Raw genomic sequence first — 15,111 nt, forward strand, 5'->3', positions numbered from 1 at the left:
GTGGCCCAGGTGAGCGTGGTGAAGCAGATCGGCCCGTCGTCCGAGAAGACGCGGGGAGCCATCCTCGACCTCATCCGCTCGAGCGGCACGGTGAGCCGCAACGAGCTCGTGGAGCTGTCGGGGCTCACCGGCGCCTCGATCACGCGGATCGTCAAGGCGCTCATCGAGGCGGGGCTCGTGATCGAGACGGGCTACGGCGACTCGACGGGCGGCAAGCGACCGACCCTGCTCGAGCTCAACCCGCGTTCCCGGTACGCCGTGGGCCTATCGCTCGACGACGCCCACCTCACCTACGCCGTCACCGACCTCGGCGGCCGGCTCGTCGGCCGCCTCGTCACGCGCGGGACCGGCCAGGAGGCGCCCGGCGCCGTCATCGAACGGGTCGCCGGCGAGCTCGAGCTGCTGCTCGCGGGGCTCCAGATCGACCGCGCGAGCGTCGTGGGGATCGGCGTGGCGGGGGCGGGGCTCGACATCCGCAGCCGTGCGGAGCGGGCGTCGTTGAACGCCGAGGAGTGGGAGAACTTCGCGGTGCGCGACGCGCTCGCCGCCTCGTCGGGTCTGCCCGTGGTCCGCGAGAACGACGCGGCGTGCGCGGCGATCGGGCAGTTCTGGGTCGGGCGCCTGTCGGCGAGCCAGGACTTCGCGACCCTCTACATGGCGACCGGATTCGGCTGCGGCATCGTCGAGCACGGCTCGCTCGCGCGCGGTGCCTCCTCGAACGTCGGCGAGATCGGCCACATGGTGCTCGAGGTCGACGGGCCGCCGTGCTGGTGCGGGTCGCGCGGCTGCCTCGAGATGCTCGCCGCGCCGCGTCGCGTGATCTCCGACGCCATGGCGGTGGAGGGTCTGGCCGCCGAGCTGGGCCTGTCGGGGGCCGAGGCCGACGTGCGGCACGACTTCTCCGCCGTCGGCCGCGCGGCGGCGCAGGGTCACACCGCCTGCGTCGCGCTCATCGAGGGCTCGGCCCGCTACGTCGCCCAGGCGACGCTCTCGGTCGTCAACCTCCTCGACCTCGATCGGGTGTACCTGGCGGGGCCGGGATTCGCCGAGGCCGGCCCCATCTACCTGCGCGTCATCCGCGACGCGGTGGGCGGGCTGGCGCGCGTCCGCGACATCCACCGGGTCGAGGTCGTGCTCTCGGATCCGGCGCGCGACGCGGCGGCGGTCGGGGCCGCGTCCCTCGCCCTGCAGCAGTCGCTCACGCCGCACGCGCGGGTCGGCCGGAGTTAGCCGTCGATCATGCCACGTGATTTGCCGCGGCGGCCACTAACTATCATAATGTAAGAAAGAGCGCCCCATCGCGGCACTCCTCCGACGGCGAAGGGCGAGCCCGTGTCCATCCGATCCGTCCTGCTGAACGTCGCCGACGTCCCGCGCGCGGTCGACTTCTACACCCGCTTCCTCGCCGCGGTCCCGGTCGGGGAGGTCTCCGAGCACGGTGCCGACCTCGACCTCGTGACGGCGACGATCCGCCTCCGGCGCGTGGATCGGGCGGCCCCGTCGTCGTGGATCGCCGACGATCTGCACGCCGGGTTCCGTCACGTCGGGTTCAAGGTCGCCGCTCTCGACCCGATCGTCGCCGCGCTTCACGAGGCGGGGGTGCGGTTCCATCTCGAGCCCCTCGAGGCCGAGGGCGGGGTGCGTCTGACCTTCTTCTACGACCCCGACGGCACCCTGCTCGAGCTGGTCGAGGGGCCGCTGCAGTACCACGAGGTGCTCGATCGGGAGGCCGTCGAGAGCGACTGGGCGCTCGGCACCCCCGAGCGCCCGCGCCTCGACCACGTCGCGGAGACCGTCGCGGATCTCGATCGCACGGTCGCCTACTACGCCCCGCTCGGCTGGCGGCACATGTCGGGCATCCACCAGCCGTCGGACGCGCGCGGATTCGAGATCGCCTTCCTGCGCTCCGGCGACACCTCCCTCGAGATCTTCACCTTCGACCGCGCCGAGCTGGTGCCGGCGACGCCGCGCGTCGACGTGTCCGGGTCCGATGGGCCCGGGTTCGACGCGCCCGGGTTCGTCGCCGTCGAGCTCGATCCGGCGCCGCCCGCCGGAGCCGGCGACGTCACCCTCGATCGCTGGCGGGTCGGCACCGACCCGGACGGGCTGGCGCACGCGACGGCGCTTCCGTGAGGGGGCGCCTCGACGATCGCCCGCTGGGCTCGACCGGCCTCACCCTCTCCTCGGTGACGCTCGGAGGGGGACCGCTCGGCAGCATGCCGGAGGTCTTCGGCTACGAGGTCGACGAGGAGCAGGCCGTCGAGCTGGTCGGCGCCGTGCTGCGCAGCGACATCCGGGCGATCGACACCGCCAACGGATACTCGGCGGGGCGCAGCGAGCAGCGCATCGGCGCCGCCCTCTCCCGCTTCGGCCTGCCAGACGACACGGTCGTCATCACCAAGGTCGACGCCGACGGCCGCGACTACTCGGGCGACCGCGTGCGGGCGTCGCTGCGGGAGAGCATCGAGCGGCTCGGCATCGGGGCTCCGCTCCCCCTCGTGCACCTGCACGATCCCGAGTTCCACGACTTCGCCGAGCTCACGGCACCGGGCGGCGCTGTCGACGCGCTCGTCGAGGCGCGCGAGCGCGGGCTGGTGTCGCATCTCGGCCTCGCCGGAGGGCGGGTGCAGGAGATGCGTCGTTACCTCGAGCTCGGCGTGTTCGAGGTGCTGCTCGTGCACAACCGCTGGACGCTCGTCGACCGCAGCGCCGGCGACCTCATCGACGAGGCCCTCGCCCGCGGGATGGGGGTGGTCAACGCGGCGGTCTACGGCGGCGGCATCCTCGCCGCCCCGCCCGGCGCCGTGACCGACTACGGCTACCGGCCGGCCCCGGAGGCGGTGCTCGCCGCGATCGACGAGATGCGGCGGGCGTGCGCCCGCTGGGCGACCGACCTGCGCACCGCCGCGCTGCGCTTCTCCACTCGCGACCCGCGGCTGGCCTCCACCGTGGTCGGCCTCAGCAAGCCGGAGCGCGTGGAACCCGCGATCGCCGCCGCGAGCGCCGACCTGCCCGACGAGCTGTGGCGCGAGCTCGAGGAGCTCGTGCCGCCGCGCTCGAGCTGGCTCGACTTCCGCGACGACCCGCTCGCACCCTCGAAGGAGACATGATGCGCCGCGACGACCTTCCCGCCGACTTCGTGTGGGGGACGGCCACGGCCGCCTACCAGGTGGAGGGCGCCGTCCACGAGGGCGGACGCGGCGTGAGCATCTGGGACACGTTCGCGCGCCGTCCGGGGGCGATCGCCGACGGCACGACGGGCGACGTGGCCGACGATCACTTCCACCGGTACCGCGACGACGTGGCGCTCATGCGCGACCTGGGTGTGAACGCGTACCGGTTCTCGATCGCCTGGCCGCGCATCCAGCCCGACGGCACGGGGCGCGCCCTGACCGCCGGCCTCGACTTCTACCGGCACCTCGCCGAGACCCTGCACGAGGCGGGCGTCACGCCGTGGGCGACCCTCTACCACTGGGACCTGCCGCAGGCGCTGGAGGACCGCGACGGCTGGATGAACAGGGACACCGCCGACCGCTTCGCCGACTACGCCGACCAGGTCACCACCGCCCTCGGCGACGTGATCGACGACTGGATCACGCTCAACGAGCCGTGGTGCTCGTCCTTCCTCAGCTACGCGGGAGGGCTGCACGCCCCCGGCCGGCACGAGGGCACGGGCGCGGCGCGGGCCGCCCACCACCTGCTGCTCGGGCACGGGCGGGCGCTCGCCGCGATCCGGTCGGCGCGCCCCGGCGCGCGGGTCGGCATCACGCTCAACCTGTACTCGGTGGTGCCGGCGAGCGACGGCGAGGCGGACCGGGACGCGGCCCGCCGGATCGACGGCCTCTCGAACCGGTTCTTCCTCGACCCCGTGCTGCGCGGCGCCTACCCCGAGGATGTGCTGGACGATCTCGGGCAGCGGGAGTGGTTCTACGAGAACGCCGGGGCAGGCGACCTGGCGGAGATCTCGCGCCCGATCGACTTCCTCGGCGTCAACTACTACAGCCGGCACACCACGGCGGCCGGCGAGCCGGACCCGGGCCCGAGCTCGAACCCGGGCAGCGAGTTCGTCCGGATGGTCGACACCGGCGCCGCGCGCACCCAGATAGGGTGGGAGATCCACCCCGACGGGCTCGTCGACGTGCTGCGGATGGCGGCCGAGCGCGCCCCCGGCCTGCCGCTGTACGTGACCGAGAACGGCTCCGCGTTGCCCGACGAGGTCGCACCGGACGGCACGGTCGACGATCCGGAGCGCACCGCCTATCTGCAGGCGCACCTCGAGGCCTGCCACGAGGCGGTCGCCGAGGGGCTGCCGTTGCGGGGCTACTTCGTGTGGTCGCTCATCGACAACTGGGAGTGGGCGTACGGCTTCAGCCGCCGCTTCGGCATCGTCCATGTGGACTATCCGACGCAGCGTCGCATCCCGAAGACCAGTGCGCGATGGCTCGCCCGCCTGCTGGGCGGGGCTCTCGACGCGCGATCCGAGGGCTCGTAGCTCATCAGGGGGCTTCCATGTCCCCGCGCCGGAACGAGAGGGCTACCGTTTCCGGCATGAGCAGCATGATCCGCGTGCTCGTCGCCGACGACCAGGCGATCGTGCGCGACGGCCTGGTCACGCTGCTGGGCGTGCTCCCGGATGTCGAGGTCGTCGCCGAGGCGGCCGACGGCGCCGAGGCGGTGCGGCTCGCCGACGCGACCACGCCGGACGTCGTGCTCATGGACCTGCGGATGCCCGTGCTCGACGGCGCCGGCGCGACCGCGCGGATCAAGGCTGCGCATCCGGGGATCGCCGTCGTCGTGCTCACGACGTTCGCCGACGACGCGTCGATCGCCGGCGCGCTCGGGGCGGGGGCGCGTGGCTACCTCACGAAGGACGCCGGTCGCGACGAGCTCGCCGCCGCCGTGCGGTCGGCCGCCGCGGGGCAGTCGACGTTCGCGCCCGAGGTGGGCGAACGGCTGGTCGCGGGGTTCTCCGCCGCGCCGGCCGGCGCCGTGCCCGTGGCCGAGCGCTTTCCGCAGCTCACGCGACGCGAGGCCGAGGTGCTCGAGCTCATCGCCGCCGGCCGCAGCAACGCCGAGATCGCTCGGCAGCTCTTCCTGAGCGTCGCGACGGTGAAATCGCATGTGAACGCGATCTTCGCGAAGCTCCCCGCGCGCGACCGCGGCCAGGCGATCGCCCTCGCCCTCGGCTCCGCGGGTTGAGGAGCGCGCCGCGACGCGGCACGCGTCTCGAAACCCGGGACATCACGGCGGGGTGTCGAGACGCGTCGTCCTGCCGGGCGGCGCTCCTCAACCCACGACGAGCACGCTTATAGCGCTGATCCGGAATCAAGTCAAGGAATAGCTGGACACGGCGCGCCGTTATCGCCTAAGCTTGATCCTTGCGCTCCCACCTTCTCCGTGCCGTCATATTGCGGTCGGCTCACGCGCGAAGAAACCCTCCCGAGAATAGCGGCGGGACGGTGTCTGAACGGGGGCGTCTCTCACCTGCCCACACACGAGAGGCCGTCGAGCCTCACGGAGGTTGCATTTCCCTTGGCTGCTGCGCGCTCCGCATCCAGTAAGAACGCCCCCCAGAACGGCCGCACCGCATCGCGGCTCTCGTTCGCGAAGATCGCCGACACGCTCACGGTCCCCGACCTGCTGGCGCTGCAGACCGACAGTTTCGACTGGCTGGTCGGCAACGACGCCTGGAAGGCGCGTGTCGCGGCGGCTCAGGAGGCCGGTGACACCGGCGTGAACGAGACCACCGGGCTCGACGAGATCTTCGAGGAGATCTCCCCGATCGAGGACCTCAGCGAGACCATGCAGCTGAGCTTCTCCAACCCCGAGCTCGAGGAGCCCAAGTACTCCATCGACGAGTGCAAGGAGCGCGGCAAGACCTACGCCGCACCGCTCTACGTCAACGCCGAGTTCATGAACCACATGACGGGCGAGATCAAGACCCAGACGGTCTTCATGGGCGACTTCCCGCTCATGACCGACAAGGGCACCTTCATCATCAACGGCACCGAGCGCGTCGTCGTCTCGCAGCTGGTCCGCTCGCCGGGCGTGTACTTCGAGCGCACGATGGAGAAGACCTCCGACAAGGACGTCTACTCGGCCCGCATCATCCCGAGCCGCGGCGCCTGGCTCGAGTTCGAGATCGACAAGCGCGACCAGGTGGGCGTGCGCATCGACCGCAAGCGCAAGCAATCGGTCACGGTGTTCCTCAAGGCCCTCGGCCTCACGTCCGAGGAGATCCTCGAGCGCTTCGCCGGCTACGAGTCGATCGCCTCGACGCTCGAGAAGGACCCGATCCTCACCAAGGAGGACGCGCTCCGCGACATCTACCGGAAGCTCCGTCCGGGCGAGCAGGTGGCCGCCGAGGCCGCCCGCGCGCTGCTCGACAACTTCTACTTCAACCCGAAGCGCTACGACCTGGCGAAGGTGGGTCGCTACAAGATCAACCGCAAGCTGGGCCTCGACGCGCCGCTCAAGGACTCGGTGCTGACGATCGACGACATCGTCGCGACCATCAAGTACCTCGTCGCGCTGCACGCCGAGCAGGCCACGCTCCCGGGCATCCGCGACGGCAAGCCGGTCGAGCTGCGTCTCGACGTGGACGACATCGACCACTTCGGCAACCGCCGCATCCGCGCGGTCGGCGAGCTCATCCAGAACCAGGTGCGCACCGGCCTGAGCCGCATGGAGCGCGTGGTGCGCGAGCGCATGACCACGCAGGACATCGAGGCGATCACCCCGCAGACCCTGATCAACGTGCGACCCGTCGTCGCCGCGATCAAGGAGTTCTTCGGCACCTCGCAGCTGTCGCAGTTCATGGACCAGAACAACCCGCTCGCGGGTCTGACCAACAAGCGCCGCCTCTCGGCTCTCGGCCCCGGTGGCCTGAGCCGCGAGCGCGCCGGCGTCGAGGTCCGTGACGTGCACCCGAGCCACTACGGCCGCATGTGCCCGATCGAGACCCCCGAGGGCCCGAACATCGGCCTCATCGGCGCGCTCGCGTCGTTCGCCCGGGTGAACTCGTTCGGGTTCATCGAGACCCCGTACCGCCGGGTCGAGAAGGGCAAGGTCACCGACAAGATCGACTACCTGACCGCCTCCGAGGAGGACGAGCACATCGTCGCCCAGGCGAACGCGCCGCTGACCAGCGACAAGAAGTTCTCCGAGGACCGCGTGCTCGCCCGCAGCAAGGGCGGCGAGGTCGACCTGTTCCACCGCGAGGACGTCGACTACATGGACGTCTCCCCGCGCCAGATGGTGTCGGTCGCGACCTCGCTCATCCCGTTCCTCGAGCACGACGACGCGAACCGCGCGCTCATGGGCGCGAACATGCAGCGCCAGGCCGTGCCGCTGCTGCGTTCCGAGTCGCCGCTGGTCGGCACCGGTATGGAGGGCTACGCCGCCATCGACGCGCGTGACGTCGTCATCGCCGAGAAGCCCGGTGTCGTCTCCGAGGTCAGTGCTGATGTCGTCTCGGTGACCCTCGACGAAGGTGGCACGCAGGAGTACTTCCTGCGCAAGTTCGAGCGCAGCAACCAGGGCACGTCGTACAACAACCGCGTGATCGTGGATGCCGGCGACCGGATCGAGACCGGTCAGGTCATCGCCGACGGGCCCGCCACCGACCAGGGCGAGCTCGCGCTCGGCAAGAACCTGCTCGTGGCGTTCATGCCCTGGGAGGGTCACAACTTCGAGGACGCGATCATCCTCAGCCAGAACCTGGTGAAGGACGACGTCCTCTCCTCGATCCACATCGAGGAGTACGAGGTCGACGCCCGCGACACCAAGCTCGGCAAGGAGGAGATCACCCGCGACCTGCCGAACGTGAGCCCCGACCTGCTGGCCGACCTCGACGAGCGCGGCATCATCCGCATCGGCGCCGAGGTCGCCCCCGGCGACATCCTCGTCGGCAAGGTCACGCCGAAGGGCGAGACCGAGCTGAGCGCCGAGGAGCGCCTGCTCCGCGCGATCTTCAACGAGAAGAGCCGCGAGGTCCGTGACACCTCCCTCAAGGTGCCCCACGGCGAGGAGGGCACGATCATCGGCGTCAAGGTGTTCGACTCAGCAGAAGGCGACGACGAGCTCGGCTCGGGCGTCAACCAGCGCGTGGTCGTCTACATCGCCCAGAAGCGCAAGATCACCGAGGGCGACAAGCTCGCCGGACGCCACGGCAACAAGGGCGTCATCTCGAAGATCCTGCCGGTCGAGGACATGCCGTTCCTGGCGGACGGCACCCCGGTCGACATCGTGCTCAACCCGCTCGGCATCCCCGGCCGCATGAACTTCGGCCAGGTGCTCGAGACGCACCTCGGCTGGGTGGCCAAGCAGGGCTGGGAGGTCGAGGGCAACCCCGACTGGGCGAAGCAGCTGCCGAAGGAGGCCCACGCGGCCGAGCCCGGCACGAAGGTCGCCACTCCGGTCTTCGACGGTGCGCGCGAGGAGGAGATCGAGGGGCTGCTCGACTCGACCCGCCCGAACCGCGACGGCGAGCGCCTCATCGGCAGCTCCGGCAAGACCCAGCTGTTCGACGGCCGCTCCGGCGAGCCGTTCCCGGCTCCGGTCTCGGTGGGCTACATGTACATCCTCAAGCTGCACCACCTCGTGGACGACAAGATCCACGCCCGCAGCACCGGCCCGTACTCGATGATCACGCAGCAGCCGCTGGGTGGGAAGGCGCAGTTCGGCGGCCAGCGCTTCGGCGAGATGGAGGTGTGGGCCCTCGAGGCCTATGGAGCCGCGTACGCGCTCCAGGAGCTGCTCACCATCAAGTCGGACGACATCCTCGGCCGCGTGAAGGTGTACGAGGCGATCGTCAAGGGCGAGAACATCCAGGAGCCCGGCATCCCGGAGTCGTTCAAGGTGCTCATGAAGGAGATGCAGTCGCTGTGCCTGAACGTCGAGGTGCTCGGCGCCGACGGCCAGCCGATCAGCCTGAAGGACACGGACGACGAGGTCTTCCGTGCCGCGGAGGAGCTCGGCATCAACATCTCCAGCCGCTTCGAGACGTCGTCGATCGACGACATCTGATCACCGGCACTCACAACGTCACTGACTGAATCCAGCGAAAGAGAACACGACACGTGATCAGTGCAACCAGCTTCGATCAGCTCAAGATCGGACTCGCGACCAGTGCGGACATCCGCGCGTGGTCGTACGGCGAGGTCAAGAAGCCGGAGACCATCAACTACCGCACGCTGAAGCCCGAGAAGGACGGTCTGTTCGGCGAGCAGATCTTCGGGCCCTCCCGCGACTGGGAGTGCTCGTGCGGCAAGTACAAGCGCGTGCGCTTCAAGGGCATCGTCTGCGAGCGCTGCGGCGTCGAGGTCACCAAGTCCTCGGTGCGCCGTGAGCGCATGGGCCACATCGAGCTCGCCGCCCCGGTGACGCACATCTGGTACTTCAAGGGTGTGCCGAGCCGCCTCGGCTACCTGCTCGACATGGCGCCGAAGGACCTCGAGAAGGTCATCTACTTCGCCGCCTACATGGTGATCTCGGTCGACGAGGAGGCGCGCCATGCGGACATGCCGGGCCTCGAGAACGAGCTCCGCCTCGAGATCTCGCAGCTCGAGCAGCAGCGCGACAGCCAGATCGCGACGCGTCTGCAGACGCTCGAGACCGACCTCGCGGCGCTCGAGGAGGAGGGCGCCAAGAGCGACCAGAAGCGCAAGGTCAAGGACGGCGCCGAGAAGGAGATGTCGCAGATCCGCAAGTCGTACGACGAGCAGATCGCGCAGCTCGAGCGGGTGTGGGACGACTTCCGCAGCCTGAAGGTCGGCGAGCTGAAGCCCGAGGACTCGGTATTCCACGAGCTCCAGGACCGCTTCGGCCTGTACTTCGAGGCGCACATGGGCGCGGAGGCGATCCAGCGTCGCCTGCAGGCGTTCGACCTCGAGGCCGAGTCGCAGGATCTGCTCGACCAGGTCGCCAACGGCAAGGGCCAGAAGAAGATCCGCGCGATCAAGCGCCTGCGCGTCGTCAACTCGTTCCTCGCGACCGGCAACTCGCCGGCCGCCATGGTGCTGGATGTCGTGCCGGTGATCCCGCCGGAGCTGCGCCCGATGGTGCAGCTCGACGGCGGCCGCTTCGCGACGTCCGACCTGAACGACCTGTACCGCCGCGTGATCAACCGCAACAACCGTCTGCGTCGTCTGCTCGACCTCGGGGCTCCCGAGATCATCGTCAACAACGAGAAGCGGATGCTGCAGGAGGCCGTCGACGCGCTGTTCGACAACGGCCGCCGCGGCCGTCCGGTGACGGGCACGGGCAACCGCGCGCTCAAGAGCCTGAGCGACATGCTCAAGGGCAAGCAGGGCCGGTTCCGCCAGAACCTGCTCGGCAAGCGCGTGGACTACTCCGGCCGCTCGGTCATCATCGTCGGACCGCAGCTCAAGCTGCACCAGTGCGGTCTGCCGAAGCAGATGGCGCTCGAGCTGTTCAAGCCGTTCGTGATCAAGCGCCTCATCGACCTGTCGCACGCGCAGAACATCAAGTCCGCCAAGCGGATGGTGGAGCGCTCGCGCCCGCAGGTGTGGGACGTGCTCGAGGAGATCATCCGTGAGCGTCCGGTTCTGCTGAACCGCGCGCCCACGCTGCACCGCCTCGGCATCCAGGCGTTTGAGCCGCAGCTCGTGGAGGGCAAGGCGATCCAGCTGCACCCGCTCGTCTGCGCCGCGTTCAACGCGGACTTCGACGGCGACCAGATGGCCGTCCACCTGCCGCTGAGCGTGGAGGCGCAGGCCGAGGCCCGCATCCTCATGCTCGCGTCGAACAACATCCTGAAGCCGTCGGACGGCCGCCCGGTGACCCTGCCCTCGCAGGACATGATCATCGGTCTGCACCACCTGACGACCCTCAAGGACGGCGCCACCGGCGAAGGCCGCGCGTTCTCGTCCGTCGCCGAGGCGATCCTCGCGAAGGACCAGGGCTCGCTCGATCTCAACGCGAAGATCCGTCTGCGCATCGAGAACCTGCACCTGAGCGAGGAGGACGCCGCCGAGCGCGACGGCTTCGAGCAGGGTTCGACCGCGCGCGTGGAGACGACCCTCGGCCGCGCCCTCTTCAACGAGGCGCTGCCGGAGGACTACCCCTACGTGGAGGCGCTGGCCGACAAGGGCCAGATCTCGGCGATCGTCAACGACCTCGCCGAGCGCTATCCGAAGGTGGAGGTCGCCGCGACGCTCGACCGGATCAAGGACGCGGGTTTCTACTGGGCCACGCGTTCCGGCGTCACGGTCGCGCTGAGCGACATCGTCACCCCGGAGAGCAAGCCGAAGATCATCGCCGCGTACGAGAAGCGCGCGACGAAGGTCCAGGACGAGTACGACAAGGGACTCATCGACGACGCCTCGCGTCGCCAGGAGCTCATCGACATCTGGACCGAGGCGACCAACGAGGTCGCGAAGGCGATGCAGGACGCGTACCAGCCGGACAACAACATCTACCGGATGGTGTCGTCGGGCGCCCGAGGCAACTGGCTGCAGGTGCGCAACATCTCCGGCATCCGAGGCCTGGTGGCGAACCCGAAGGGCGAGACGATCCCGCGCCCGATCATCTCCTCGTACCGCGAGGGGCTGTCGGTGGCGGAGTACTTCATCGCCACGCACGGTGCCCGCAAGGGCCTCGCCGACACCGCTCTGCGCACCGCGGACTCCGGGTACCTCACCCGGCGCCTCGTGGACGTGTCGCAGGACGTGATCATCCGCGAGGACGACTGCGGCACCACGCGCGGTCTCGAGATCCGCATCGCCGACATGATCGACGGCAAGCTCGTCCGCGACGAGAACGTCGAGAACTCGGTGTTCGCGCGCTCGCTGGCCGAGGACGCGGTGGATGCCAAGGGCAGGGTCATCGCCGAGGCGGGCTCCGACGTGGGCGACGTGCTCATCGACCAGCTCATCACGGCCGGTGTCGAGACCATCAAGGTGCGCTCGGTGCTGACCTGCGAGTCGGCGGTCGGCGTCTGCGCCGCCTGCTACGGACGCTCGCTCGCGACCGGCAAGCTCGTCGACATCGGCGAGGCGGTCGGCATCATCGCCGCCCAGTCGATCGGCGAGCCCGGCACCCAGCTGACGATGCGCACGTTCCACCAGGGCGGCACCGCCGGCGCGGACGACATCACCCAGGGTCTGCCGCGTGTCACGGAGCTGTTCGAGGCCCGCACCCCGAAGGGCGCGTCGCCGATCGCCGAGGCGGCCGGTCGCGTCACGATCGAGGACACGGAGCGGCAGCGCCGCATCATCCTCACGCCCGACAACGGCGACGAGGTGCACGCGTACCCGGTGCTCAAGCGCGCCACCCTCCTCATCGAGGACGGGCAGCACGTCGAGCTCGGCCAGCAGTTCGTGGTCGGCAACCTCGACCCGAAGGAGGTGCTGCGCGTCAAGGGCATCCGCGCCGTGCAGCAGCACCTGGTCGACGGCGTGCAGGGCGTGTACCGCTCGCAGGGCGTGCCGATCCACGACAAGCACATCGAGGTCATCGTGCGTCAGATGATGCGCAAGGTGACCGTCGTGGAGCACGCCGACACCGAGCTGCTGCCGGGTGAGCTCGTGGACCGTTCGCGGTACAACGAGATCAACCGCGCCGCGCTCGCCGAGGGCAAGAAGACCGCGTCGGCCCGCCAGGAGGTCATGGGCATCACCAAGGCATCCCTGGCGACCGAGTCGTGGCTGTCGGCCGCGTCTTTCCAGGAGACGACCCGCGTGCTCACGCAGGCCGCCATGGAGGGCAAGTCCGACCCGCTGATGGGGCTCAAGGAGAACGTCATCATCGGTCAGCTGATCCCGGCAGGCACGGGCCTCAGCAAGTACCGGAGCGTCTCCGTGGAGGCGACCGAGGAGGCGAAGGCGGAGCGCTACCCGAACCGCATCTTCTCCGACGACTCGGTGTTCAACGAGTCCGACCTGAGCTTCGTCGACTTCGACAGCTTCTCGACGGACGACTTCACCCCGGGCACGTACAACTGATCCCACCACCCGAAGGGCCCCGCCATCACGGCGGGGCCCTTCGTCTATACCCCCTCGGCGGCCCCGTCGATAGAGTGAGCCCCGACCTCCGAAGGAGTCCGCCCATGAGCGAAGACAAGCCCGTCCGCGACGAGGGTGTCCCCTCCGATGCCGCGGCCCCCGACGTCGAGGCCGTGCCGGCGGGTGCCGAGCCGGTGCCGGTGACCGACGATCCGGCGGCCGTGCCCGTCGCGCCGTCGGCGGAGGGGCCCGCGGAGCCCGAAACACCCGAGGCCGAAGCGCCCGGGGCCGCCGCACCCGCCCCTGCCTCCACCCACCAGGTGGTCTACGTCGAGACCGCACCGCCGCCGCGCAAGCGCGGCAACCGGGTCATCGGCGTGCTGCTGGCCGTCCTCGGCGCCGTCGTGTTCGCCGCGGTCTACGCGGTGGTCGCGGCGCTCATCTACTTCCTCGGCGGCGACGCGTTCTTCGGCGACCGGTTCGGCACGTTCGTGAGCAGCGCGCTGTTCTGGGCGCCGATCCTCGTGTTCGTGCTCGCGTTCATCCTCGAGGTCGTCATCGTCAACCGAGCGGGCTGGGCGGCGCACGTCTTCGGCAGCCTGCTGCTCGCGTTCGTGGTCTACTTCGCGAGCATCGGGCTGCTGCTGCTGGTCGGCAACGTCTTCACGCACCAGAACCTCGCGTTCTCGGCCGTGGCGCTCGTACCGCAGGTCATCGCCGCGGCCGTGATCGCGCGCGAGGTGGCCATCTGGTTCGGCCTGGCGATCGCCGCGCGCGGCCGGAGGGTGCGGGCGCGCAACACCCAGACACGCGAGCAGTACGACCGCGAGCTCGCCGAGAAGCGCGCCCAGTACGAGAACCGGCCCGCCGAGCGGGTCGAGTAGCGGCGCGGCGGCGTATCGAGGGCGCGCGCCCGCGCGTGCGGCCCGACCCCCGATCACGGGACTATCCCGGCGGGGGAGCCCCCTCTTAGCCTGAGTGCACCGGGGGGTGTCTCGCGTACGCACGCGTGGTCCCCGGTGTTCTCGCGGATCGGGGGGTACGCGGGGACCGTGGCATCCACCGAGGGGGTGGTGATGTCCTCCCTGTCGGAGATCCTCGTCATCCGCGGCCACATGCCGATCACGAGCCTCGACGCGCTCTCGGGCGACCCCGTCGAAGACGAGGCGTTCGTGCGCGACCTCGTGCTCGGCGGGATCGTCACCGAGAGCCAGGTGGCGACCGCCCGTGCCGCGCAGCTCGGCCTGCCGTTCGTCGACCTGACCGAGTTCCCGGTCGATCAGGCGTGCGTGGCGCTCGTGCCGGGCGCCCTGCTGCGCCGGCACGAGGTGCTGCCCATCGCGCGCGACGGCGACCGTCTCATGCTCGCGATGGCCGAGCCGCGCGACGTGCTCGCGCTCGACGACGTGCGCGCCGCCGTGCGCATGCAGGTGGCGCCGGTGGTGGCCGAGCGCAGCGACCTGCTCGCGGCGATCGGGCGTTTCGTGCGGTCCGACGGCGAGCTCAGCGAGCTGACCACGGCCATGGTCGAGGAGAGCGGGTCCGGCGGCGGCGACCTGGTGCCCGTCACCGAGCCGACCGAGGACGACGCCCCGATCGTGCGGTTCGTCAACCTGCTCATCAGCCAGGCGATCTCGGACCACGCGTCCGACATCCACATCGAGCCGGCCGAACGCGACATGCACGTGCGGTACCGCATCGACGGGGTGCTGCACGAGATGCAGCGCGCGCCCAAGAACATCCAGAACGGCGTCATCTCGCGGCTCAAGATCATGAGCGACATCGACATCGCCGAGCGCCGCAAGCCGCAGGACGGCCGCATGTCGGTCATCCACGGCGGCCGTCAGATCGACCTCCGCGTCGCGACCCTGCCGACGGTGTACGGCGAGAAGGTCGTCATGCGCATCCTCGACAACGCGTCGACCGGCCTCGGCATGGATCAGCTGCACCTGCTGGAGCGCAACGCGGAGGTCTACCGCGCGTCGTACACGAAGCCCTACGGCATGATCCTCGTCACGGGACCGACCGGGTCGGGCAAGTCGACGACGCTCTACACGACCCTGCACGCGGTCGCGCGCCCCGAGATCAACGTCATCACCGTCGAGGACCCGGTCGAGTACCGGATGGACGGCATCAACCAGGTGCA

9 protein-coding genes are annotated in these 15,111 nt (G+C 69.9%); all 9 read left to right on the top strand.

Features of this window, described 5'->3' with window-relative positions:
• A complete protein-coding gene (locus ABD285_RS06040) occupies window positions 1-1,230 on the top strand; it encodes an ROK family transcriptional regulator (protein ID WP_284254368.1) in 1,230 nt (409 codons plus the stop codon).
• A 102-nt stretch (window positions 1,231-1,332) separates the two neighbouring features.
• The gene (locus tag ABD285_RS06045) at window positions 1,333-2,133 is read left to right on the top strand and encodes a VOC family protein (RefSeq protein ID WP_344201086.1); all 801 of its coding nucleotides are present in this window, start codon (window positions 1,333-1,335) and stop codon (window positions 2,131-2,133) included.
• Window positions 2,130-3,110: an aldo/keto reductase gene (locus tag ABD285_RS06050; RefSeq protein ID WP_344201089.1), complete on the top strand. Its 981-nt coding sequence runs from the start codon at window positions 2,130-2,132 to the stop codon at window positions 3,108-3,110. Before ABD285_RS06045 ends, ABD285_RS06050 begins: the two co-directional genes overlap by 4 nt.
• Complete coding sequence (locus ABD285_RS06055) at window positions 3,107-4,492, top strand: GH1 family beta-glucosidase (protein ID WP_284254370.1); 1,386 nt, start codon at window positions 3,107-3,109, stop codon at window positions 4,490-4,492. Before ABD285_RS06050 ends, ABD285_RS06055 begins: the two co-directional genes overlap by 4 nt.
• A 65-nt stretch (window positions 4,493-4,557) precedes the next feature.
• The gene (locus ABD285_RS06060) at window positions 4,558-5,199 is read left to right on the top strand and encodes a response regulator transcription factor (protein WP_425564965.1); all 642 of its coding nucleotides are present in this window, start codon (window positions 4,558-4,560) and stop codon (window positions 5,197-5,199) included.
• A gap of 333 nt (window positions 5,200-5,532) precedes the next feature.
• Complete coding sequence (rpoB, locus tag ABD285_RS06065) at window positions 5,533-9,027, top strand: DNA-directed RNA polymerase subunit beta (RefSeq protein WP_344201093.1); 3,495 nt, start codon at window positions 5,533-5,535, stop codon at window positions 9,025-9,027.
• Window positions 9,028-9,080: 53 nt separating this feature from the next.
• Complete coding sequence (locus tag ABD285_RS06070; protein ID WP_284254372.1) at window positions 9,081-12,965, top strand: DNA-directed RNA polymerase subunit beta'; 3,885 nt, start codon at window positions 9,081-9,083, stop codon at window positions 12,963-12,965.
• 104 nt (window positions 12,966-13,069) lie between these two features.
• Entirely contained in the window at window positions 13,070-13,849 is a 780-nt protein-coding gene (locus tag ABD285_RS06075) for a hypothetical protein (RefSeq protein ID WP_284254373.1), read from the top strand.
• 192 nt (window positions 13,850-14,041) lie between these two features.
• Window positions 14,042-15,111 (top strand): GspE/PulE family protein (locus ABD285_RS06080; protein WP_344201292.1); only part of this gene is annotated, 1,070 nt, incomplete at its 3' end.

Origin of the sequence: Pseudolysinimonas kribbensis (genome assembly GCF_039531715.1) — a bacterium.
In the GTDB taxonomy this organism is placed as follows: domain Bacteria; phylum Actinomycetota; class Actinomycetes; order Actinomycetales; family Microbacteriaceae; genus Pseudolysinimonas; species Pseudolysinimonas kribbensis.